Origin of the sequence: Gordonibacter sp. RACS_AR68 (genome assembly GCF_030418485.1) — a bacterium.
In the GTDB taxonomy this organism is placed as follows: Bacteria; Actinomycetota; Coriobacteriia; order Coriobacteriales; family Eggerthellaceae; genus Gordonibacter; species Gordonibacter urolithinfaciens.
Genome location: NZ_JAIPUP010000005.1, coordinates 1 through 22,538, shown reverse-complemented (window position 1 = coordinate 22,538; position 22,538 = coordinate 1). Strand labels below are relative to the sequence as shown.

Here is a 22,538-nt window from a genome sequence, read left to right as displayed (position 1 = left end):
CGGCGTGGCCATCAAGCTGTCGGACCACTTCACTTACGGCCGGCTCGTGCGCTTCGCGCTGCCGTCTATCGCCATGATGATATTCACGTCCATCTACAGCGTGGTGGACGGCCTGTTCGTATCGAACTTCGCGGGCAAGGAGGCGCTCGCCGCCGTGAACCTGGTGTTCCCATTGGCCATGGGGCTGGGGTCGGTGGGCTTCATGCTGGGCACGGGCGGCGCGGCGCTCGTGGCGAAGACCATGGGCGAGGGTGAGGCCGTGCGGGCGAACCGCCTGTTCAGCTTCATCGCGCTCGCCGCAGTGGCGTCCGGCATCCTTCTGGCCGCCGTCGGCGCGGTCGTGCTCGAGTCGGTGCTCGCGGCGCTCGGCGCGCAGGGCTCGCTCATGGAGCAGGGCCTCGTGTACGGGCGAATCCTCGTGGTGGCGCTGCCGCTGTTCATCGTGCAGAACGTGTTTCTGAGCTTCTTCATTGCGGCCGAGAAGCCGCAGATGGGCCTCGCGGTGACGGTGGCCGGCGGCGTGACGAACATCGTGCTGGACTATATGTTCATCGCGGTGCTTGGCTGGGGTATTGTCGGCGCCGCGCTCGCCACCGCGGCGGGCCAGTTCTTGGCGGCGGCGGTGTCGGCTGTGTTCTTCGCCCGCAGCAAGACGAGCCGCCTGCGCTTCACCCGCCCGCTCGCGGACTTCCGCGCGCTCGGCAAGACCTGCGTGAACGGCTCGTCCGAGCTCATGACCGAGGTGGCCGCGTCGGTGGTGAGCATGCTGTACAACTACCAGCTCATGATGATAGCCGGCGCGGACGGGGTGGCGGCCTACGGCGTGATCATGTACGTGAACTTCATCTTCACGGCGGTGTTCTTCGGTTTCGCCATGGGCACGGGGCCGGTGGTGAGCTACCATTACGGCGCAAAGAACCAACCGGAGCTCAAGGGCCTGTTCAAGAAGAGCATGCTGCTGGTGGGCGGCACAGGTGCGGCCATGTTCGCCGCCTCGCAGCTGCTCGCTGCGCCGCTCGTGGGCGTGTTCGTGGGCTACGACGCCGAACTTGCCGCCATGACGCTGCACGGGTTCCGCATCTATGCGGTGGCGTTCCTCGTGTGCGGGTTCAACATCTACGGCTCGGCGTTCTTCACGGCGCTCAACAACGGCAAGGTGTCGGCGCTCATCAGCTTCATGCGCACGCTCGTGTTCGAGACGTCCACGGTCATGCTGCTGCCCATCGTGTGGGGCATAGACGGCGTGTGGAGCGCCATCATCGTGGCGGAGGCCTGCGCGCTCGTGCTGACGACCGCCTTCCTCGTGGGGCTGCGCAAGCCCTACGGCTACGCGTAAGAGGCGTGCGAGCCAGGGCCGGCAGGTAGGAGCGGGGATGCCGGGTGCGTGCGCGTGGCGGCGCGGGCTCCCGTGCGGACTTCCGCGTTGCCTCTCCGGTTCGGCCCTCGGCTGTATTGACGGGCCGGGTTGAGGCCCCGGTAGCCAAGGCGGTTGCCCGAGGGCGCCTGCTGCCCGCCTTCCACAGCAGGGAAAGGCGATAGACTTGGCAGGCGCCCGGCTGTGCAGGGCGCCCTTTGCGTATAATGGCGGCATGGCTGCATGCTGCCCCTGACGTACCGGAGGTGCTTGGGCGGCGCGGATGCGCGGCCGTCCGGACGTGCCTGGCGGTGGGGCCGGGCGCGGAAGGCGCCTTGGGGGGGCCGAGGCGGCGGGCGATGTCCCGAGCAGGAGAGGGGAATACGGGGATGAAGGGGTTGACGGGCGGTTTCCCGCTGCGGTGCTGCATCGCGCTGGCCGCGCTTGCGACGAACGCGCTGGTCCTCAACCTGTTCGTGGTGCCTTCTACGGGCTCGTACCCTTCATACGGCGGCTTCGCCGCAGCCCTCGCCGCCGTCCTTGCCTACGCCGCGCTGCTCGCAGTCGCGGCCCGGAGGCCGAACGCCCTGCGGCATCCGTCGGTGCCGTGGGCTGCGCTCGCCCTCTTCTGCGCGGGCTCGGCGCTTGTGGCGGCGGGGTACCGGGGCGAGTCGACGACGGCCTCGCTCGCGGGGTGGTTGCTTGCATCGCTCGCCACGGCGTGGCTCGTGGTCTTGACGGGGCTCGCGCTCGCGCATTTCTCGCCCCGGACCGCCTTCGCGGCGATTCCGGCGGCGTACGCCGCCGTGTACGTGGCCGCATCGGCCTTGGTGCCGTTCGTGGAGTCGCTGCGCGCGGCCCGCTTGGCGCTGCTCGCGCTCTACGTGCTCACCTTCCTTGCCGCGTTTGCCTGCGCCGTGCGCCCGGGGCGTGCCGCACTTGCCGTCTTCGCTGACGGGGGAGGCGGCGCGGCGGCCCGGCCCGCGGCATCGGACGGTTACCCGCCGGCCTGCTCGAAGGCCGGCGGGCCGCCCAAGGCGGTGCTGTTCGCCGTGCTGATCGCGCTTGGCCTGGTGAGCGGCTACACCGCCTTCGTCGTGTTCGGCTCGCGCGAGAGCGCCGGCGTGAGCTTCGTGGCGATGGCGGCCGCGATGCTGGCCGTGATCGTGGCGTCGCGTTTCTCGAAAAGCCGCACGGACGTGGTGTTTCACTTCGGGCTGCTGCTCGTGCTGGCCGGGCTCTTGGTGGTGCCGTTCGTGGCGCAGGCGTCCAGCGGCGAGCGCGTGGCCCTGATCCACGTGTCGAACACGCTGCTGGCGGCCGGATCGGAGTGCTTCGCCATGCTCGTGTGGATCGTGCTGGCGGCGCGCGCCGCCAGCCGCCCGGCCGAGGCGCTGGCCTTGCAGGCAGGCGGGCGGATGGCCGTGGCCCTCGGCATGCTGGGCGGCCTGGTGCTGGGGACGGTGGCCTCCTCGTTCTCTGCAGTGAGCCCGCTCGTGCCCGACGTGGTGGCCGTGGGGTTCGCGTTCGCCCTCGTGGCCTACGCGCTGGTGGGGTTGCGGCGCTTCAGCTTCGAGGATGCGCTTTCAGGCGGCGAGGGAGCCCTGCCCGGTTCGGTGCCCGGGCCGGCCCCGGCTGTGGGCGCTCCGGGCACCGGGAGCTTGGCGGCCGCCTCGGAGGCCGCTCTCCCCGGCGACGGGACGCGCGCCGCCATCGAGCGGAGCTGCGGGGCGCTGGCCCGCAAAGGCGGCCTCACCGGCCGCGAGACCGAGATCCTCGCAATGCTCGCACGCGGCCGCAGCGCTCCCTTCATAGCCCAGGAGCTGGTTATCTCGCCGAACACGGTCAAGACGCATGTGAAGCACATCTACGCGAAGCTCGGCGCCCACTCCCAACAGGAGATCATCGATCTTGTGGACGGTCAGTGCGCCGCCGAGTAGCGGGGCGCTGGCAGCGTCCTCGGCCTGCGCCCCGGACGTGCCCCGGTGTTGCCGAGGGGGCGGAACCGACAGCCACGGGCGCTAGCGGTAGCAGGTAGCGGTCATCCTCGCGACGTCCTTGCCCAGGTCGTCTTTGACGGTCACGGTGTAGAAGCCCAGATGACGGCCCGGCTTGTCGCAGACGGACGTGGCGGTGAGCTTCGCGCCCTTCGTCGCGCGCAGGAAGCTGATGTTCGAGTCCACGGACACGGTGGGCTCCTCGCCGATATTGCACGAGATGGCCAGCGCGAAGTCCGCCAGCGTGAAGATGGCGCCGCCCATGACGTTGCCCATGGCGTTGCGGTGGATGTCGCCCAGCTCCATCTCGCACACCGCACGGCCCCGCCCGCCCTCCACGACGCGGCACCCGGCCGCCTGGGTGGCGAACCGGTCGTTGGCGAACACGGCCTCTATCTGGTCGCGGGTGGGGTTGTCGGGCAGCATGGGCGGGTCCTTTCGCATGGGTTCCGGTCGGGCGCTGAGAAGGCCCCTCGCAGGGCCTTGGAAGGCGGAGGGGGGACTACTGTGCCGGGACGGCGGTGGCGGCGTAGAGCTCCAGCCAGTCGCCGTCCTTCACGGTGACGGTTTGCGAGCCGCCGCGCACCACGTACTTCTCGTCGGTGATGGAGCCGCTGCCGAAGGCCAGGTCCCTCATCACGAACGCCCCGCACTCGTTGTCGGCCTCGGCTGCCGCCTCGGGCTCGATGGTGACGGTGTAGGTGCCGGCGGGGATGTCCTCGCCCACGCGGTAGAGCCCGCTGCGGTAGGGTGCGGCAGGCTCGAAGGCGGCGTCGGAGGCGGGGTACAGGCGCAGGCCGTCGGGAGCGTCCCAGGCGAACACCGCGCCCTCCTCGAGCTCCACGAAGTAGTTGCCGAAGTACGTGACGCCGTAGTCCACCTCGTAGCGCGCGTCCGAGGTGGGGCCGAACACCACGTAGTCGGCCTCGTCTGCGGGATCTCCCTCCACGAAGTAGAGCCCAGGCTCGAGGTCCTTGCCGGCGCCCACCTCGTAGACGCCCGGCGTGTGCTTGCCGTCGACGGTCCGGCCGTCCGACAGGTCGAGCATGTCCTTGATGTAGTCGATGCTGAAGTCGACGTCCGCGCCGTCGTAGCCGTCGGAATCGCCGTAGCCGTACCGGTAACCGTCGTCGGACCCGTACCCGTAGCTGTTGTGGTAGCCGCCGTAGCGGCCGTCGGCCACTTCGGAGACGATGGCGCATGCCGTGCAGCTCACGCACCCGCCGATACCCAGCACGAAGACGAGCAGGCACCCTGCGAGCACCCAGGGCCATGCCTTGCGCTTCGGTTGACCGGGGGATGCCGCGGGGTAAGGCTGCCCCGGGTACGGTGGGCAGGGCGGCTGCTGGCCGGCGCCGTAGGGCGGGTACGGCGGCTGCTGGCCGCCGGGCTGCTGCGGCGGTGGCGGGTACGCCCCGTAGGGCTGTGCAGGCTGCTTCGGCTGCTGCGGCTGCCCGTACGGCTGCGCGGGCGGGCACGTGCCGGCGGGCGCGTAGGGCTCTGCGGCGGAACCCGGCAGCGGAGGCCGCTTGTAGGGCGCGGGCACGGGCGGCGGCCCGGCAGGCTCGGATGATCCGGCAGAGCCGGGCTCGGGCGGATCGCAGGGGTTCTGGCGCTCGGGATCGGTCATGGGAGGCTCCTTGCCTGTTGCGGTCCCGCCTATCTTAGCACAGCCGCTTGCGGCGGTTTTTCGCCCGCACAGAGATTACAGGCTGGTTTCGTCCTCGGCGGGCAGCAGCGTCTCGGCCGTCGTCTCCACCAGCTCCACCGCACCTTCCGGGCAGGCGCCGACGCACAGGCCGCAGCCGATGCAGTAGCGCGCGTCGTAGGCGAGCGTCCCGTCGGCCGGGTCGGGGCGACGCGCGCCCGTGGGGCAGACCGCTGCGCAGGAGAGCGTATCCGTGCAGAGCGCGCAGTCGGTCTCTGACAGCACGAGCGGCACGCGCGCGGCGATGCCCGGGTCGCGCTCGAGCGCTTCCAACAGCATCTGGCGCTTCGGCTGCATCGTCCTCTTCGTGAGGCCCTCCGGCACGAAGTCGTTGAACTCGGTGCCGTTGCCCAGGTTCAGCCGTGCCAGCGCCCGCGCGCGCTCGCGGCGCTCGTAGAACTCCTGCAGCACCTCGGAGTTGCGCAGGCGGCGCTTGCCGCTGGCAATGTCGCCCACCTCGCCCACGAGGTTCGAAAATGCGCTGCGCCGGTCGACCCCTGACGGGTCCGCCAGGTCGCGCAATAGGTTCTCCTTCTCGGGGATGACGTCGGAGAAGCCCACGGAACGCCCGCTCCACTCCTCGGCCGTCTCCACGGCGTGGGCGTACAAGAGCTCGCCCATCTCGCCGGCGCGTGCGCAGTCGGTGCAGTAGGACAGGTCGGCCGCTATCGTCACGTCGATGCCCTCGGCCAGCACGAGCGTCCAGAACTCGGGCGACAGGCACGCCAGGCAGGGCAGCACCACGACGTTCGCCGCCGGCTCCAGGCCGGGGAACACGTTCTCCTTGCAGGTGAGCACCGCGCGCTCGCCGCGCAGGGCTATGCGGCGGATGCGGGCGTGCAGGTCGGCCATCGTGACGCGCGTCGACGAGAACGCGTCGCACACGCCCAGGCAGATGCCGCAGCGCGTGCAGGCATCCCCGTCGATGACGGGGGCTCCGGCCTCGGCGAACGACACGGCCCCGTGCGGGCAGGCCAGCGCGCACCGCTCGCAGTCGGCCCCGTGCGCGCGCAGGCAGAAGTCCCTCAACACCACGATGCGCTGCGGCCGCTCGGAGCCGTCCGCAGCGCCGGACGGCTCCTGCTCGGGCGGGAGCCCTGTTTCCTGCCTGTCGGGGGCGTCAGCCACCGAACACCTCCGCGGCCACCTTGTCGATGCGCGCCAGCACGTCCTCTCGGGGCAGAAGCTCGATGCTCTCGAACAGGGGCGGCGACACCATGTTGCCGCACACGGCCACGCGAAGCGGCTGGAGCAGGAGCTTCGGCTTGATCTCCAGGCGCTCGCCCTCGGCGCGGCACGCCTCTTCCAGCGCCTCGGCGTCCCATTCCACGCCCTCGTCGGCCAGCACGCCGCGGCAGGCGGCCAGCGCCTCGTCGGCGCGCGCGCCCTCCTTCTTCAGCACCTTGCTCACGCTCTTCTCGTCGAGCTGCACGTTTCGGCCCCAGAACATGAAGGCCAGCTTGTCCACGGCCTCGTCCAGGCGCGTCAGGCGCTCGGAGACGAGCGGGTACAAATCGCAGTACCACACGGCGCGCTCCTGCACGTCGGCGAGCGCGGACTCGATGGCCGCGCCGTCGAAGGCGGCCTCGCGCGCCTCGGGATCGATGGGCGTGCCGGCGGCCACGGCGCTGCCGAGGATGTTCGCCTGCGCGAGCCACAGCAGCGACGAGCGCACCCAGGCGTTCGGCCCCATGTCCTTGATGTACTGGCCGTTCATCCAGTCGAGCTTCGTCTCGTCGAACACGGCGTCCTTCTTGGTCACGCGCTCCAGGCTGAACTTCTCGCACAGCGTCTCGCGGTCGATGAGGGTGGTCTCGCCGTCGAGCGACCAGCCCAGAAGCGCGAGGAAGTTCACCATGGCGTCGGGCAGGTAGCCGCGCTCGCAGAACTCCTCCACGCTCGCCGCGCCGTGGCGCTTCGAGAGCTTCTTGCCGTCGGGGCCCAGGATCATCGACAGGTGCGCGAACACGGGCACGTCGAATCCGAGCGCCTCGTAGATGAGGATCTGGCGCGGGGTGTTGGACAGGTGGTCGTCGCCGCGGATGACGTGCGTGATGCCCATGTTCGCGTCGTCGCACACCACGGCGAAGTTGTAGGTGGGGCTTCCGTCGGTGCGCACGACGATCATGTCGTCCATCACCTCGGCCGGGAAGCTCACGTGGCCGTACACGGCGTCGTCGAACTCGATGGCGCCGCGGCCCTCGGGCACGCGCAGGCGCCACACGTGGGGCTCGCCGGCCTCGATGCGCGCGGCCGCCTCGGCGGGGTCGAGGTCGCGGCAGGTGCGGTCGTAGCCCGCGTAGCCGCCCTCGCTCTCCTCGGCCGCGGCGCGCTTGGCGTCGAGCTCCTCCTTCGTGCAGAAGCAGGGGTAGACGCTCCCGCGCTCGCGCAGGCGCTCGAGCGCCTCGGCGTAGGTGTCCGTGCGCTGCGTTTGGAAGTAGGGGCCTGCCTGCCCGCCCACCTCGGGGCCTTCGTCCCAGTCGAGCCCCAGCCATTTCATGGCGTTCAAGATGACCTGCACGTTCTCCTCGGTGGAGCGCTCGGGGTCGGTGTCCTCGATGCGCAGGATGAAGTCGCCTCCCATGGCGCGCGCGAACGCCCAGTTGTAGATGGCCGTGCGGGCGCCGCCCACGTGCAGGCGGCCGGTAGGGGAAGGCGCGAAGCGCACGCGCACGTTCTTCTTCTCTTCACTCATGGTTGCGATGATCCTCACGTTCGGTCACTGGTTGTCTAGTCGTCGATAGACTTGCGAAGGCCTGTCTAAGGGGCGTGCCGCGCGCAGTTCCGCACGAACCGAAGCATCCTGCGGATGCTTCGTGCGAGCCCAGGACTGTTCGAGCACGGCATGTCCCTTAGACAGGCCGGCGGCGGAGCGTCGCGCCGACGACGATAGCCAGTATAGACAAGACGAGGGTAGTCGCAAACCAGATACCGGCCATGCCCATCCAAAAATCAAGCGGGTACATGCCAATGAGAAGCGAATCGTAGGAGAACGTCCAATTGCCCTGGGGGAACAGCACCGCGTGGAAGGCGGCGAACAGGCCGTTGAAGTCGAGGGCGGCCCACGCGCCGAGCGCCGCGAACGCCGCGATGAGGACGGCGGGCGCAACGACGAGCGCGGTGCCCGCGAGGCGACGCTCGCGGCGCACGAGCAGATAGGCGAGGGCGGCTGCGGTGAGCGCCGCCACGCCCCAGAGCAGGGGAACGGCGGTTCGCACGAGGACGTTGCAGTCGTCCAGGTGGGAGAGCGCGTCGCCGTCCAGCGCGTAGGCGTCGTCCACGGCGGCCAGCCGATCGAGCGCGGCTTGGGGGGAGGAGCCGTCCGCGTCTGCGGCGACCGCCTTGCGGGCCTCGGCCGACCAGCGCCCGCGGACGGGGGAGCCCTCTGCGCTCGCCTCGCGCGCGGCGTCCAGGATGGCGGCGGCTATGCGGTCGCGCGCACCGTCCTCGCCATCGGCGCCGCGGCCGTAGTCGTCCACGGTGAACCCGCGGGTCTCCACGGCGAGCGCCGTCAGCTGCCCGTCGGCGTAGGGCGATTCCGCGTCGTTCGCGGTGGCCTGCGCGAGGATCTGGGTGGAGGCGGGCAGCGTGCATGCGCCGAACCCCGCCGCGAACAGCGTCACCGCCAGCGCCATGGCGGCAACCGCCGCCGCTACCTTGTCGGCCATCGGCCGTCCTCCTCGCCCTCTCGCGTCCCCGCGCATCCTCGGCGGCATCCCGTGCCCAGCCTGCCGTGCCGTCCTGCCCGCTTGCCGGGCCGCACCCCCGTGCGGCCCGGCGCCGATACCGTCAGCCCCTGTCCACCCAGATGGTGGCCGCCGTCATGCCCTGCTTGTCCTTCGAGATCGTGGGCTGCGGCCCCAGGCGGCTGAACACGCCCATGAACTCGCCGTCGTACAGGTACAAGCCGTTCAGGTTGTTGTACGGCCGGGGGTCGAAGGGCACCTCGTCGTCCGGCAGCGCGTCGATGCCCGTGTCGGGCGGCAGCGTCTCGGTCTTGAAGGGGCGGATGTAGCGCTGCACGATGAACGGGTGGCCGGCGCGGCCGTTCGCGAAGCGGTCGATGAGCCGCTCCCATTCCTCCTGCGTCACGGACTCGCCGGCGTACACGTCGTCGGCGCCGTAGTGGTCGGTGGGCTTGATGATCCACTCGCAGCGGTTCTCGCGGATCTGCGGCAGGTTCACGTGCTCGTCGTCCAAGAAGGCGGTCAGGGGCACGGTCTCCTCCACGAACGAGATCTCGTCGGCGTCCAGAAACGCGGTCGTGCGCTCGTCGAACAGCACGCTGAACAGCTGCTTGTCGTGCACGATGTGCCCGGCGAAGCTGCCGATGAGCGCCACCTTGGCCGCGCGCACGGCGTCGATGAGCTGCTGCGACTCGTCCCAGTGGTCGATGACGTCGTTCGTCACGCAGCGCCGCCAGATGGCGTCGATGCGCCGGCCCTCCCCGTCGCGCAGCACCTCGCCGTCGAAGCGCAGGTCGCGCACGTCGGCCACCACGCAATCCGCGCCGCGCCGGCGGAACAGGTCGGCGTAGATGTGGAACTCGTCCACCACGCCGTTCTCCAGGTAGTCGCAGATGGCGATGCGCGGGCTCTCCACCCGGCGCTCGTAGGTTGCGTAGATGTCCAGGAACTTGTCGACCCAGCTCTCGAACAGCTCGCAGCCCTCCACGTGGTGGCGGTTCGCGAACTCCTCGAACGTCTTCGACTGCGCCACCGACGTGGTGATCTCGCGGTTCTCGTTCATGCCCGACGAGCCGTCGGCGTTGAACTCGCAGAACTTCACCCGGCCGTCGTCCTCGTTCAGGAACGTGTCCACGCGTGCGAACGGAAGCACCGCGTCGTAGCCGCGCGGCAGGCAGATGAGCTCCTCGAGGCGCGGGTCGAAGTCGAAGGCGCGGCGGTAGTCGGGGTCCGCCAGGTAGTGCTCGATGACCTTGACGAGGATGCGGTGGGCGGTCTCGGCCGTCTCCTTCATGATGCGGTACGTTCCCGCATCGAACAGGCGGGGCACGAAGCTGGCGGCCACTACCTGGTGGTGCACGATGGCCGTGGAGCCCTGCAGGTACTGGTAGGCGGCGCGGCGGCCGGGCACGTCGCCCTGCAGCGATTCCATGATGGCGAAGTACTCGCGGGTGTAGTCGGCGTTGTACGACATAGGCGCTCTTTTCCGTCGGTTGGAGGCAGTGAATCGCCTGCCATCTTACCACGAGCGCCGCGCGCCGGCGACGCTGCGCGCGCGGGCGTAGAATAGTCGTGATTTGCCGGATGACTCGGCCTTCACGACCCGAGGTGTGCTAACCTTGGACGGAGATAAACCAGGCGCCTCGCGGGGAAGCGGGGCGCCGTGTACGTATGAGGAGAATGGGGAACCATGTCCGACACGCATGCATCGTATCTGTTCACGTCCGAGTCCGTCACCGAGGGGCATCCCGACAAGGTGTGCGACCAGATATCGGACGCCGTGCTCGACGCGATCCTGGCCAAGGAGATAGAGCTTGCGGCCCAGGGCTACGTGGCTCCCAACGGCTGCCCGGCCGACCCGGCGCAGGTGCGGTGCGCCTGCGAGACCTTGGCCACCACGGGCATGGTCATGGTCACGGGTGAGATACGCACGCAGGCCTACGTGGACGTCCCCGGCATCGTGCGCGAGGTGCTCTCCGACATCGGCTACAACCGCGCCAAGTTCGGCTTCGACTGCGACACGTGCGGCGTGCTCAACGCCATCCACGAGCAGAGCCCCGACATCGCGCAGGGCGTCGACGAGAGCTGGGAGGCCCAGCACGGCCTGGCCGGCGACGACCCCTACGAGCGCATCGGCGCGGGCGACCAGGGCATGATGTTCGGCTACGCCTGCGACGAGACGCCCACGCTCATGCCCATGCCCATCTACCTTGCGCATCGCCTGGCCGAGCGCCTGTCGGCCGTGCGCAAGGACGCCACGCTGCCCTATCTGCGCCCCGACGGCAAGACGCAGGTGTCCGTGCGCTACGAAGACGGCCGCCCGATGTGCGTGGAGAAGGTGGTCGTGTCCACGCAGCACGCCGAGAGCGTCTCCCACGACGAGCTGCGCGCCGCCATCGTGGAGCACGTGGTGCGCCCCGTGCTGGAGGCCGAGGGGGTGGAGCTTGCCGAGGACGCAGAGATACACGTGAACCCCACCGGCCGCTTCGTCATAGGCGGGCCCATGGGCGATGCGGGCCTCACCGGCCGCAAGATCATCGTTGACTCCTACGGCGGCATGGGCCGCCACGGCGGCGGCGCGTTCTCCGGCAAGGACTGCACGAAGGTGGACCGCTCGGGCGCCTACGCGGCGCGCTGGGTGGCGAAGAACGTGGTGGCGGCCGGGCTCGCCGCGCGCTGCGAGATCCAGCTCGCCTATGCCATCGGCATGGCGCGGCCGGTGTCGGTGATGATCGACACGTTCGGCACGAACAAGGTGGACGAGGCCGCCATCGAGCGCGCGGTGGGCGAGGTGTTCGACCTGCGCCCGGGCGCCATCATCGACGAGCTGGACCTGCGCCGCCCCATCTACCGCTTGACCGCCGCCTACGGCCACTTCGGCCGCGAGCTGCCCGAGTTCACCTGGGAGCGCACCGACAAGGCCGACGAGCTGCGGAAGGCATGCGGGCTGGGGTAGGGGGCCGCTCGGGCGTTCCGAGCATCCCGAGCGTCCCGTTCGCCGAACACCCGCCGAACATGCCCGCGGCGGGTGTTTTTTGTTCCGTTATTCTGCAAATAAGGGAACAAACGTTCCTTATTTATGCTATGATGCTGCTATCGAAAGAGCCAGTGCGGATGCTTCCCCTCGGCCGGCGAACGGCCTCGCAAGGGATGCCCATAGATGGCGGCGGTCTCCGCGTCGCCCGCACCACGTTCGCAAGATCCTCTCAACAGACGGAGCCTGCCTGCGGGCCGTCGGCGCGCGGTCGCGGCCGCCTGAGCGGCGAGGGCGGGAAAGGGGGGACGTTCATGGAGCGGTACGACATCGAGAAGCGCAAGCTGACGCTGGACGACCTGGCGCACACCGACGCGGAAAGCGGCGTCGAGTTCTGGTACGCGCGCGACATCATGGGGTTTCTGGGATATACCCAGTGGCGGAACTTCGAGGCGGCGGTTAAGAAGGCGATGGTCTCGGCTGAAGGCAGCAAAACCGCAGGTGAACATCATTTTGCTGGCGTCAGCAAAATGGTCGAGCTCGGCAGCGGGTCCAAGCGCAAGGTCAAGGATTACAAGCTCACGCGCTACGCCTGCTACCTCATCGCGCAGAACGGCGACCCGCGCAAGGAGGAGATCGCCTTCGCGCAGAGCTGCTTCGCGCTGCAGACGCGCAAGCAGGAGCTCATCGAGGAGCGGATGCGAGCGCTTGCGCGCATCGCTATCCGCGGACAGCTCACCGAGGCGGAGAAGGAGCTTTCGCGCATCGCCTACGAGCGGGGCGTCGACGGGGCTGGCTTCGCGCGCATCCGCTCCAAGGGGGATGCGGCGCTGTTCGGCGGCCATACGACGGCCGACATGAAGAAGCGGCTGGGCGTCAAAGGGTCGAGGCCCCTTGCGGATCACCTGCCGTCGGTCACCCTCGCGGCCAAGCAGCTGGCAACCGAGATGACGAACCACAACGTCGAGGACAAGGACTTGCGAGGCGAGCCCTCCATTGCCGAAGAGCACGTGCAGAACAACACCGGCGTGCGCGACCTGCTCGGCCGGCGCGGCATCAGGCCAGAGGAATTGCCGCCCGAGGAGGACGTGAGAAGGATCGAGCGCCGCGTGACCGTCGAGACGCGCAGGTTGGAGCAGGAGGCGCGGGGGTTTCCCGCGTCGGAGGGCTAAGCCGATGCGGTCCGGTTGCAGACGTGGGATATACTGGTTGCCATGAGATTCGCATCGGTCATCTTGGACATACCCACGCAGGCGCTCGACGCGCCCTACACGTACGCCGTTCCCGAGGCGCCGGCCGAGGCTGGCGGCTACGACGTGGAGGTGGGGTGCGCCGTGCTCGTGCCGTTCGGGCACCGGCAGGCGGTGGGGTTCGTCGTGGGGCTGCAGGAGCTTCCCGACGGCGAGGCGCCGGCCGGTATCGACGCGGCGAAGGTCAAGCCCGTCGTGCGCGCCGTGAGCCCCGCCTACTTCGACGAGGAGGGGGCGGCCTGCGCGCAGTGGCTCTCGGAGCGCTACCTGGCGCCTCTGTCGTCGTGCGTGCGCCTGTTCACGCCGCCGGGAGGCGTGCCGCGCATGGTGCGCGCGCAGGCGGGGTACTGGCGGCTCGAGGAGCCGGCCGTGGGCGAGGTGGACGACCGCTGGGTGCTTCCGGGTGCCGCCTTCGACGGGTTCGAGCCGCGCAAGAACGCCGTCAAGCAGGCGTCCATCGTGGAGGCGCTGCAGGCGGGCGAGCTGCGCGTGGCGGAGTTGGCGGCGGAGTTCGGCGCGGTGTCGAGCACGTTGAAGGCGCTCGAGAAGCAAGGCGTCGTGCGCATAGAGCGCCGTCGGCGCATGCGGGGGATGGCTCCGGATGTCCCGGGCGCTCCGGCAGGGCCCGGCGCATCCGGAGCCAGCGGCTTCACCCCCTCCCCGAAGCCGCCGCTCACGGCGGGGCAGGCTTCGGCGCTCGCCGCTATCGACGCGGCGCGGGAGCGCGGGGCGGGCGAGGTGGTGCTCGTGGACGGCGTCACCGGGTCGGGCAAGACCGAGGTGTACCTGCAGGCCATCGAGGCGGTGCTCGCCGCGGGTCGCACGGCGTGCGTGCTCGTGCCGGAGATATCGCTGACGCCGCAGACGGTGGGCCGGTTCCGCGGGCGTTTCGGCGACACGGTGGCCGTCATGCACTCGCGCATGGGCGCGGGAGAGCGCTACGACCAGTGGGACTTCATCCGCTCGGGCGCGGCCCGCGTGGTGGTGGGCGCCCGCAGCGCGCTGTTCACCCCGCTGGCGAACGTGGGCCTCATCGTCATCGACGAGGAGCACGAGGGCTCCTACAAGCAGGACAGCGCGCCGCGCTACCATGCGCGCGACGTCGCCGTGTGGATGGCGCGCCGCGCAGGGGCGGCCGTGGTGCTGGGGAGCGCCACGCCGTCCATCGAGGCGCTCTACGCGTGCGCGAAGGACCCGCGCTGGCACCACGTGGAGCTGCCCGAGCGCGCCAACGGCCGCCCGCTGCCCGCCGTGCAGGTGGTGGACATGGCGAAGGAGTTCGGCGGCGGGTCGCGCTCCATGTTCTCGCGCGCCCTCTCGCGCGCGCTCGCCGAGGAGCTTGCGGCGGGCCGCAAGGCGGTGCTCCTGCTGAACCAGCGCGGCTTCGCGAAGTTCCTGCTGTGCCGCGAGTGCGGCTTCGTGCCGGAGTGCCCGTCGTGCTCCACGTCGCTCACGTTCCACGAGCGGGGCAACTTCCTCATCTGCCACCACTGCGGCTACCGCGTGACGGCCCCGCCCGCGTGCCCCGAGTGCGGCAGCCCCTACCTGAAGAAGTTCGGCGCGGGCACGCAGCGCGTGGAGGCCGACCTGCGGGTGCTCTTGGATGCGACGCCCGGCGTGGGGCCCGGCGTGCCCATCGTCCGCATGGACGCGGACACCACGGGCGGCAAGGGCGCGCACCAGCGGCTGCTGGAGGAGTTCGCCGCCGCCGACGCCGCGGTGCTGCTGGGCACGCAGATGATCGCGAAGGGGCTCGACTTCGAGGACGTCACGCTCGTGGGCGTCATCAACGCCGACACCATGCTGCGGCTGCCCGACTACCGCGCCGCCGAGCGCACGTTCGCGCTCGTGGAGCAGGTGGCCGGCCGCGCCGGGCGCGCCGAGCTGCCGGGCCGCGTGCTCGTGCAGACCTACGAGGCCGATGCCGCGCCCATCCGCGCCGCCGCGGCCTACGACCGCGCGCTGTTCCTGCGCGACGAGCTGCCGAAGCGCCGGATGCTGCGCTACCCGCCCTACGTGCGCATGGCGAACGTGCTGGTGTGGGGCAAGGACGAGGAGGCGGTGCGCACCTCGGCTGCCGCGCTCTACGAGGGGCTGGCCGCCCGGGTGCGCGACTACGGCGGCGAGGGTTGGGACGTGCTGCCCGCCACGCCGTGCGTGCTGGCGAAGCTGCGCGGCACGTACCGCTGGCACCTGGTGGTGAAGTGCCCGCTGGACGGCGACCTGTCGGGCGTGCTGCTGCCGTACTTCCGCGCCCGCAAGCCCGAGCGCGAGGTGAACGTGGCCGTGGACATGGACCCGGACGACCTCCTGTAGAGGCCCTGCACCGCCCGCCTGCCGTCAGCCTCCCCGGCCGGAACGGCGGCGCGCATGCGGCGCCTACGCGGAAGGGGTGTCAGGAAACCTCCATGGCGCCCAGGTTCAGAAGCTCGCTGCGCGCCGTGCCGGGCAGCCCGGCGAAGCCGCCGAGGAAGCGCTCGACGGCGATGCCGGCGGCCTCCCACCAGGCGGGCGCCGGCACGTCCTCTGCGGCCACGAGGTCGGCCTCCCACACCACGGCGCCGTCTCGGCGAAACGCCAAGCGCCCCACGACGTCGCCGGGCGCCACATGACCCGTCACGGCATCGAGCGCGGCCTCCTGCTCGAGGCGCCCTCCTTCACGCGGCACCGTGGCCGTGGCGTTCGGGTCGGGCACGGTGGCCGCCACGGTGCGGTCCGTCCAGTCGGCGTGCGCCACCTCGGCCACCACGGGCCAGGCGGCCTGCACGCCGCCGATCTCGGCGCGCACGGAGTGCGGGGCGGACACCAGCTGGTAGGTCGCCTCCGCCGATGCCGGCGGCGCGGCGGGCCCGGCGGAGGCATCGGCCGGCTGCGCGGCCGCCTGCAGCTCGTCGCGGTGGGCGAGCACCCAGTCGTAGAGCGCCTCGGAATCGGCGAAGCGCTGCGGCTTCGAGGACGAGCCCAGCACCACGGCGTAGTACTCGTGCCCGTCGCCGCGGTTCAGGGCGGTGGCGACGCAGGGGCCGGCAGCCAGCGTGTAGCCGGTCTTGGCGGCGCACGTGCCGGGGTAGCCCTCGATCATCGTGTCCGTGTTCGCCAGCTCCACGGCGACCGTCCCGCCGCCGCGCGACACCGCGATGGTCGTGCGCGCGTGCCCGATGCCCGAGCGCACGAGGTCGTTTCCCATGGCGCAGCGCAGCATGACGGCAACGTCGCGGGCGCAGCTGTACTGCCCTTGGGCGTACGCGTCGAAGTCGAGCCCATGGGGGTTCGCGAAGCGCGTGCCGTCCATGCCCAGCTCGGCCGCCTTCGCGTTCATGGCCTCCACGAACGCCGCCTCGCGCGCGACGGCGCCGCCGTCCTGCCCGCGCGCTTCCAGGATGCGGGCCCCCGCCGCCTGCGCCACGGCGCTCGCGGCGTCGTTGCCCGACGCGGTGAGCACGGCCTTGAGCGCGTCGCCGAACGACATCTCGTCGCCGGCCGCGAGCCCCGCGCTCGACTCGCCCACGGCGGCGGCCTCGGGCGTCACGACGATGCGGTCGCCGGCATCCAGGTGCTCGGCCGCCACGATGGCCGTCATGATCTTCGTGAGCGAGGCGATCTGGGCCCGCTCGCCGGCTGCCCGGCCGTACCAGAGCGTGCCCTCCTCGTCCATGAGCGCCGCATGCGATGCGTCGATGCTGGGCTGAAGTTCTTCCGAAATCCCCAGTTCGGCCATGCTGCGGCCGAGGACCGCATCGTCCCCGTCGGTATGCGCAAGCGCCGCGGAGGGCAGGCAGCAGGAAAGGAGCACGGCAGCCGCGAGGGCGCTCGGGGCTGCGCGGAGCCTGCGGTGCCGACGTGCGTCCATGCCTGCCTCCTCCTCGGCCCCTAAGGGCGCTGCTGACGGTTTTCGACCATATAATAGCACCGGCCCAGGGGCCTTCGCGCCAACCCATGGTATCCTGAGCGCTTGCTTGATGCACGCGTGGGAGCCGGAGGAGGACGAAATGGGGAAGTGGGCTGCGCGTATCGTATGCTTGGCACTCGCTGCGGCGCTGTCCGCTCCGTCCGCATCCCTCGCGTTCGCCCAGGAAAGGGCCGCCTCCGCTTCCGACGAGGCGCCGGCGGCCTCCGGCGCAGAAGGCGGGCCGGCTGCTGCCGGCACCGGGGGAACCCAAGGCGCCGATGCGGGCGCCGAGGACCAAGGGCGTCTCGTACGCGTGGCGTTTCCCCAGGCCGAAGGCTTGAGCATGGTAGATGAGAGAGGGCGGCGCAGCGGCGTGCTCTACGACTGGCTCGTTGAGATAGCCAAGTACACCGGTTGGCGCTACGAGTTCGTGGAAGGCAGCGTGAACGAGCTCGTCAAGCAGACCATGGCGGGCAGCGTCGATCTGATGGGCGGCATGTTCTACCGCGAGCAGCTCGACGAGAGCCTCGACTACTCCGTGTTCAGCATGGGCTCGAACCGCTCCCTCGTCATCGGTCCCAGCGACGACGACTCCGTCGCCGGTTTCGACCTGCGCACCCTGAACGGCAAGACCATCGGAACCTATGCCAACGCGACGGAGAAGATACGCCGGCTGGAGAATTTTTTGGAGTTCAACGGCCTGGACTGCACGGTGCTCCGCCTCGACCTGGCCTCGTACGAGAGCTGCCTGGACGAGGGCACCGCCGACCTCATGCTCGGCAGCGACGTGGAGATGAAGGACGGCTGCAAGGTGGTGGCGGAGTTCGACGGCGAGCAGCACTACCTGGCCGTGCCCGAGGGCAGCGACCTCATGGCGGGCATCGACGAGGCCATGAGGCAGATCTACGCGGCCGACCCCAACTTCTCCCGCTCGCTCTACGCCCGCTATTTCCCCGACGACTACGCCAGCCCCATCGCGTTCTCCGAGGCCGACCGCGCCTACGTGGCCCAGGCGCGCGAGGTGCGGGTGGCCGTGACGGCGGGGCAGTACCCGCTGTACTACGAGCATGACGGCTTGTACCAGGGCATTGCGAAGGACGTGCTCGACCGCATCGCCGAGCGCACGGGCCTCTCGTTCCGCTTCGTGCATGCGGACAGCTACCAAGGGGCGCTCGACCTCGTGGCGGCGGGCGAGGCCGATGTGGCGGGCTGCTTCATGGACGACGAGCAGACGGCCGGCGATCAGGGGCTTGCCTTGACCAAGGGGTATGCGACGCTCGGCGAGGTGGTGTTCCGCAGCAAGTTCTCGGCGCAGTCCTCCGGCGGCCCCGTGATAGCCCAGCTCCAGGGCCGCGCCGCGCCCGAAGGGCAGGAGGGCGCGGAGATGGTGTGGCTCCCCACGTACGCCGACTGCCTCGAGGCGGTGAACACCGAGCGCGCCGACCTCACGAGTATGCCCGCCTCGTTCGCCGAGTGCCTGTTCACCGAACGCTCCTACGGCAACGTGGCCCCGGCCACGGCCGACCATACCGAGACCTCGTTCTCCCTGGCGCTGCCGCGCCCGGTGGACTCGGGCCTGTACTCGGTGCTGAGCAAGGCGGTGAACAGCTTCACGGACGACGAGCTGGAGGCCCTGTACTCCCGCAACGCCGTGGCCCTGGGCAACCGATCCGCCACGGTGGAGTCGTTCGTGTCCGACAACCCGCTGCTCGTGGTGGTGCTGTCATTGGTGTTCTTCCTGCTGGTGGGCGCCATTGCCATCATCGTCACCGGCTCGAAGGTGCGCAGCCGCATGATGGCGCTCAAGCTGGAGAAGGCCGAGGAGACGGGCCGGGCGAAGGCCGACTTCCTCTCGCGCATGTCCCACGAGATACGCACGCCCATGAACGCCATCATCGGGCTGTCGAACGTGGCGTCGCTGTCGGGCGAGGCCACGCCCGCCATCCGCTCGGACCTGGAGAGGATCAACACGTCGGCCCAGTTCCTGCTCTCGCTCGTGAACGACATCCTGGACATGTCCAAGATACAGAACGACAAGATGCACATAGAGGTGGCGCCCCTGCGCCTGGCGTCGCTCGCCTCGCGCCTCGAGAGCATGTTCGGCATCCAGGCGCAGGAGAAGGGCATCTGCCTGAAGGTCGTGTGCGAGACCGAGGCCGTGGTGGTGGGCGACGACGTGCGCCTGCAGCAGGTTCTGGCGAACCTGCTGTCCAATGCCTTCAAGTTCACCGACGCGGGCGGCACCATCTCCCTGCGCATCGAGGAGGCGCAGCCTGGCGGGGGCGGGGAGGGCCCGACGTACCGGTTCTCCGTGTGCGACGACGGAGCCGGCATCCGCCCCGAGGACCTCGAGCGCATCTTCGACTCGTTCGAGCAGGCGGCCGAGAACCACCGCAACGCCCAGGGAACGGGGCTGGGGCTGGCCATCAGCAGCAACCTCGTGCGCCTCATGGGCGGCAAGCTGGAGGTGGAGAGCCAGGTGGGCGCAGGCTCCGAGTTCCATTTCACGCTGCGGCTGCCTTCGGGACGCCCGGAGGACCTGGACGCGCAGGGCGTAGACGACCCTGCGCCGCGCTCGCTTGCCGGCACGCGCGCGCTCTTGGCCGAAGACAACGACCTGAACGCAGAGATAGCCGCGGCCTTGCTGGACATGGAGGGAGTAGCCGTCGACCGCGCTGCGAACGGCCGCGAGGCGGTGGACCTGTTCGCGTCCGCGGAGCCGGGGCGCTACGACTTCGTGCTCATGGACGTGAAGATGCCCGTGCTGGACGGCCTGGGCGCCGCCGCCGAGATCCGCGCGCTTCCCCGCCACGATGCGCGCGACGTGCCCATCGTGGCTTTGACGGCCAACACGTTCCAAGAGGACCGCGACGATGCGGCCGCCGCCGGCATGGACGGCTTCATCCCGAAGCCCTTCGACGCCCGGCAGCTCTACGAAACGCTGCGCTCCTTCCTGCCCCCGGAAGGGTAGCCCGCCGCCGGTGATTTCCCGGCCGCTCCTGGCGGGCTTTGGCGAATCGGAGAAGGGGGCGAAAAGTACGCTGCGAAAGCGCTTGATCTATGGTATACTGCTCCGCTGTATCTTTGCGCCCGGCGCGCATGCTTCCGCATGCCCGAGCGCATCCAGTTGGAAAGGAAGATCACGTGGCCCAAGCCTCTAAGAACCAAGCTGTCGAGCCCGACACCGAGCAAGGTGCGAAAGCCCCGATCGATACCGAAGAGATACTGGACGATGACGACGCGCTGGACGTGGAGCCCGACGTCGGCGCTTCCGATACGCTGGACGACGACAAGCTGGAAGCCGGCCTGGACGAGGACGAGGACCTGCTCGAGGGCATCCCCGAGGAGGAGCTCAAGGCGACCGTCGAGGTGCAGCTGCCGAAGGTGACGAAGAGCAAGGCGCGCACGACGCGCAAGCGCAACGCCGACGCCGGCGTGACCATGCTCACGGGCGACCCCGTGCGCATGTACCTGAAGGAGATCGGCAAGGTCCCGCTGCTCACCGCCGCGGAGGAGATCGACCTGGCCATGAAGATAGAGGCCGGCGTGGCGGCCACCGAGGAGCTGGACCGCGCCGAGGACGAGGGCATCGAGCTCGAGCGCCGCGAGAAGCGCCGCCTCGGCCGCATCGAGCAGGTGGGCATCGATGCGAAGCAGCAGCTCATCGAGGCGAACCTGCGCCTGGTGGTGTCCATCGCCAAGCGCTACGTGGGGCGCGGCATGCTGTTCCTCGACCTCATCCAGGAAGGCAACCTGGGCCTCATCCGCGCGGTGGAGAAGTTCGACTACACGAAGGGCTTCAAGTTCTCGACGTACGCCACCTGGTGGATCCGCCAGGCCATCACGCGCGCCATCGCCGACCAGGCCCGCACCATCCGCATCCCCGTGCACATGGTGGAGACCATCAACAAGCTCGTGCGCATCCAGCGCCAGCTGCTCCAGGAGCTCGGCCGCGAGCCCAGCCCCGAGGAGATCGGCAAGGAGATGGGCCTGCCCGCCGAACGCGTGCGCGAGATCCAGAAGATCTCGCAGGAGCCCGTGTCGCTCGAGACGCCCATCGGCGAGGAGGAGGACTCCCAGCTGGGCGACTTCATCGAGGACGACGCCGCTGTGGTGCCGCCCGACGCCGCCTCGTTCAGCATGCTGCAGGAGCAGCTGAGCAAGGTGCTCGACGGCCTGGCCGAGCGCGAGCGCAAGGTCATCAGCCTGCGTTTCGGTCTCGAGGACGGCCATCCGCGCACGCTCGAGGAGGTCGGGCGCGAGTTCGGCGTCACGCGCGAGCGCATCCGCCAGATCGAGAGCAAGACGCTCGCGAAGCTGCGCCACCCCAGCCGCTCGAGCAAGCTGAAAGATTATCTGGAAGACTAAGGTTCCGTCGGCCTGACGGCCGCCGGAACGAAGCCGATGCTGCGAAGGGCCCTGGCACCCCGCCTTGCCGCGATGGCGAAGACTCGCGTACTGAAGTACGCTTCGCCTTCCCCATCCCGTCAATTCGGGGCACCAGGGCCCTTCTCGCTGACTTACTACGCCAACCTGCGCGGTTGGGCATACGGACCTGCGAGCTCCTGTTCGCGCTTCGCGCGAATCGGCCGCAGGTACGCCGAGGTTGAGGGGATTGCGCCATGCAACAGGATAAACTCGAGTTCTTCGCCAGCTGCCTTGCCGGGTTGGAGGCGCCGCTCGCCGACGAGCTGAAGTCACTTGGCATCAGGAGCGTGCGGCCGCTTGGCGGCGGCGTGGCCTTCTTCTGCGACGTGCGCCATGCGCTGAAGGCGTGCCTGTGGTCGCGGCTGGCGTCTCGCATCATGCTGGTGGTGGGGCGCGTGGACGCGCGCATGGCCGACCTGCTGTTCGAGGACGCGCTGGAGCTGCCCTGGGAGGACGTGGTAGCTCCCGGCGCGAGCATCGCGGTATCGGCCCATGGCATGAACGACGAGCTGCGCAACACGCGATTCACCGCGCTCAAGGTGAAGGACGCCGTGTGCGACCGCCTGCGCGAGGCGCGGGGCGAGCGTCCCGACGTGGACGCCGAGTGCCCCGACGCGGCCATCGACGTGCGCGTGCGCGAGAAGCGCGCCACCATCTCGCTCGACCTTTCGGGTGCGTCGCTCTACCGCCGCACCTACCTGGCCCCCGACGACGGCGCCGAGGCGCCGCTCGAGTGCGCGCTCGCGGCCGGCCTGCTGGCGCTGGCCGGATGGGACGGCCGGGCGCGCGCGGGCGCCGCCTGCGTCGATGCGGCCTGCGGCGACGGCGCTGTGGTGGTGGAGGCTGCTGCGGTGGCGTGCGATCTGGCGCCGGGCCTCACGCGCGAGCGCTGGGGCTTCTTCGGGTGGGCGCAATCCAGTCCCGCCATCTGGAACGAGCTCATCGCCCAGGCCGACGACCGCTTCGAGGCGGGGCTGGCCGCGGCATGCGCCTCCGACGCGCTCGACGCGCCGGCGTCCGCGCGTCCCGACCTCGACGTCGTGCGCTTCGCGGGCCTGTCGGCGTCCTCGCCGGCCATCGCGCGGGCGCGCGGGCGCGCCAAGCGCGCGGGGCTGCGGCAGGCCGTGAGCATCGAGCCGGGCGGGGCGGAGGAGGCGGGCGCGCTCGTGGAGCGCGTGAGCGCCGCTGCCGCCGCCGCGCGGGACACGGCGGGCGTACCCGACGGCGCGGAGGCCTCCGGCTGCCTCCTGGC

15 protein-coding genes are annotated in these 22,538 nt (G+C 70.1%); 8 read left to right on the top strand and 7 right to left on the bottom strand.

The window, feature by feature from the left end; all coding sequences use genetic code 11:
• Nucleotides 1-4 precede the first annotated feature (4 nt).
• Nucleotides 5-1,336 (top strand): MATE family efflux transporter, encoded by a 1,332-nt coding sequence (locus K9U15_RS11075; RefSeq protein WP_227115530.1) that lies wholly within the window; start codon nucleotides 5-7, stop codon nucleotides 1,334-1,336.
• 407 nt (nucleotides 1,337-1,743) lie between these two features.
• Nucleotides 1,744-3,294: a helix-turn-helix transcriptional regulator gene (locus K9U15_RS11070; RefSeq protein WP_157780588.1), complete on the top strand. Its 1,551-nt coding sequence runs from the start codon at nucleotides 1,744-1,746 to the stop codon at nucleotides 3,292-3,294.
• An 81-nt stretch (nucleotides 3,295-3,375) separates the two neighbouring features.
• On the opposite strand, the gene K9U15_RS11065 is transcribed toward K9U15_RS11070, so the two are convergent.
• From K9U15_RS11065 to K9U15_RS11040, 6 genes are all read right to left on the bottom strand, one after another.
• On the bottom strand, nucleotides 3,376-3,777 hold the full coding sequence (locus K9U15_RS11065) for a PaaI family thioesterase (RefSeq protein ID WP_096228337.1): 402 nt from the start codon (nucleotides 3,775-3,777) through the stop codon (nucleotides 3,376-3,378).
• A gap of 76 nt (nucleotides 3,778-3,853) precedes the next feature.
• Nucleotides 3,854-4,981, bottom strand: coding sequence for a hypothetical protein (locus K9U15_RS11060; RefSeq protein ID WP_096228338.1), 1,128 nt, complete (start codon nucleotides 4,979-4,981; stop codon nucleotides 3,854-3,856).
• Nucleotides 4,982-5,056: 75 nt separating this feature from the next.
• Nucleotides 5,057-6,187, bottom strand: a complete 1,131-nt coding sequence (locus K9U15_RS11055) for a 4Fe-4S dicluster domain-containing protein (protein ID WP_096228339.1) — start codon at nucleotides 6,185-6,187, stop codon at nucleotides 5,057-5,059.
• On the bottom strand, nucleotides 6,180-7,754 hold the full coding sequence (gltX, locus tag K9U15_RS11050; protein ID WP_096228340.1) for a glutamate--tRNA ligase: 1,575 nt from the start codon (nucleotides 7,752-7,754) through the stop codon (nucleotides 6,180-6,182). The genes K9U15_RS11055 and gltX overlap by 8 nt, the downstream gene beginning before the upstream one ends.
• Nucleotides 7,755-7,911: 157 nt before the next feature.
• Entirely contained in the window at nucleotides 7,912-8,727 is an 816-nt protein-coding gene (locus K9U15_RS11045; protein WP_123674537.1) for a DUF1461 domain-containing protein, read from the bottom strand.
• Nucleotides 8,728-8,848: 121 nt separating this feature from the next.
• Nucleotides 8,849-10,219 (bottom strand): carboxylate--amine ligase, encoded by a 1,371-nt coding sequence (locus K9U15_RS11040; protein WP_123674538.1) that lies wholly within the window; start codon nucleotides 10,217-10,219, stop codon nucleotides 8,849-8,851.
• A 216-nt stretch (nucleotides 10,220-10,435) separates the two neighbouring features.
• Between K9U15_RS11040 and metK the strand changes: the two genes are divergently transcribed.
• From metK to priA, 3 genes are all read left to right on the top strand, one after another.
• On the top strand, nucleotides 10,436-11,701 hold the full coding sequence (gene metK, locus K9U15_RS11035; protein ID WP_096228343.1) for a methionine adenosyltransferase: 1,266 nt from the start codon (nucleotides 10,436-10,438) through the stop codon (nucleotides 11,699-11,701).
• A gap of 332 nt (nucleotides 11,702-12,033) precedes the next feature.
• Nucleotides 12,034-12,891, top strand: a complete 858-nt coding sequence (dinD, locus tag K9U15_RS11030) for a DNA damage-inducible protein D (RefSeq protein ID WP_301156114.1) — start codon at nucleotides 12,034-12,036, stop codon at nucleotides 12,889-12,891.
• Between the two features lie 42 nt (nucleotides 12,892-12,933).
• Complete coding sequence (gene priA, locus K9U15_RS11025; protein ID WP_301156113.1) at nucleotides 12,934-15,285, top strand: primosomal protein N'; 2,352 nt, start codon at nucleotides 12,934-12,936, stop codon at nucleotides 15,283-15,285.
• 79 nt (nucleotides 15,286-15,364) lie between these two features.
• On the opposite strand, the gene K9U15_RS11020 is transcribed toward priA, so the two are convergent.
• Complete coding sequence (locus K9U15_RS11020; protein ID WP_096228344.1) at nucleotides 15,365-16,819, bottom strand: D-alanyl-D-alanine carboxypeptidase; 1,455 nt, start codon at nucleotides 16,817-16,819, stop codon at nucleotides 15,365-15,367.
• A gap of 139 nt (nucleotides 16,820-16,958) precedes the next feature.
• Here K9U15_RS11020 and K9U15_RS11015 point away from each other — a divergent pair, with 139 nt between their 5' ends.
• The 3 genes from K9U15_RS11015 to K9U15_RS11005 all read left to right on the top strand — a co-directional run.
• Nucleotides 16,959-19,829 (top strand): ATP-binding protein, encoded by a 2,871-nt coding sequence (locus K9U15_RS11015; RefSeq protein ID WP_301156111.1) that lies wholly within the window; start codon nucleotides 16,959-16,961, stop codon nucleotides 19,827-19,829.
• 173 nt (nucleotides 19,830-20,002) lie between these two features.
• Entirely contained in the window at nucleotides 20,003-21,226 is a 1,224-nt protein-coding gene (gene rpoD, locus K9U15_RS11010; protein ID WP_041239520.1) for an RNA polymerase sigma factor RpoD, read from the top strand.
• Between the two features lie 254 nt (nucleotides 21,227-21,480).
• Nucleotides 21,481-22,538: THUMP domain-containing protein (locus tag K9U15_RS11005; protein WP_301156110.1), on the top strand; the 1,058-nt coding region annotated here is incomplete at its 3' end.

What these genes read in the sequence shown, in the direction of transcription:
- K9U15_RS11070 (WP_157780588.1), top strand. Translation starts at nt 1,744, where the DNA reads ATGAAGGGGTTGACGGGCGGTTTCCCGCTGCGGTGCTGCATCGCGCTG.
- K9U15_RS11065 (WP_096228337.1), bottom strand. Translation starts at nt 3,777, where the DNA reads ATGCTGCCCGACAACCCCACCCGCGACCAGATAGAGGCCGTGTTCGCC.
- priA (WP_301156113.1), top strand. Translation starts at nt 12,934, where the DNA reads ATGAGATTCGCATCGGTCATCTTGGACATACCCACGCAGGCGCTCGAC.
- K9U15_RS11040 (WP_123674538.1), bottom strand. Translation starts at nt 10,219, where the DNA reads ATGTCGTACAACGCCGACTACACCCGCGAGTACTTCGCCATCATGGAA.
- gltX (WP_096228340.1), bottom strand. Translation starts at nt 7,754, where the DNA reads ATGAGTGAAGAGAAGAAGAACGTGCGCGTGCGCTTCGCGCCTTCCCCT.
- K9U15_RS11060 (WP_096228338.1), bottom strand. Translation starts at nt 4,981, where the DNA reads ATGACCGATCCCGAGCGCCAGAACCCCTGCGATCCGCCCGAGCCCGGC.
- metK (WP_096228343.1), top strand. Translation starts at nt 10,436, where the DNA reads ATGTCCGACACGCATGCATCGTATCTGTTCACGTCCGAGTCCGTCACC.
- K9U15_RS11015 (WP_301156111.1), top strand. Translation starts at nt 16,959, where the DNA reads ATGGGGAAGTGGGCTGCGCGTATCGTATGCTTGGCACTCGCTGCGGCG.
- K9U15_RS11020 (WP_096228344.1), bottom strand. Translation starts at nt 16,819, where the DNA reads ATGGACGCACGTCGGCACCGCAGGCTCCGCGCAGCCCCGAGCGCCCTC.
- K9U15_RS11045 (WP_123674537.1), bottom strand. Translation starts at nt 8,727, where the DNA reads ATGGCCGACAAGGTAGCGGCGGCGGTTGCCGCCATGGCGCTGGCGGTG.
- dinD (WP_301156114.1), top strand. Translation starts at nt 12,034, where the DNA reads ATGGAGCGGTACGACATCGAGAAGCGCAAGCTGACGCTGGACGACCTG.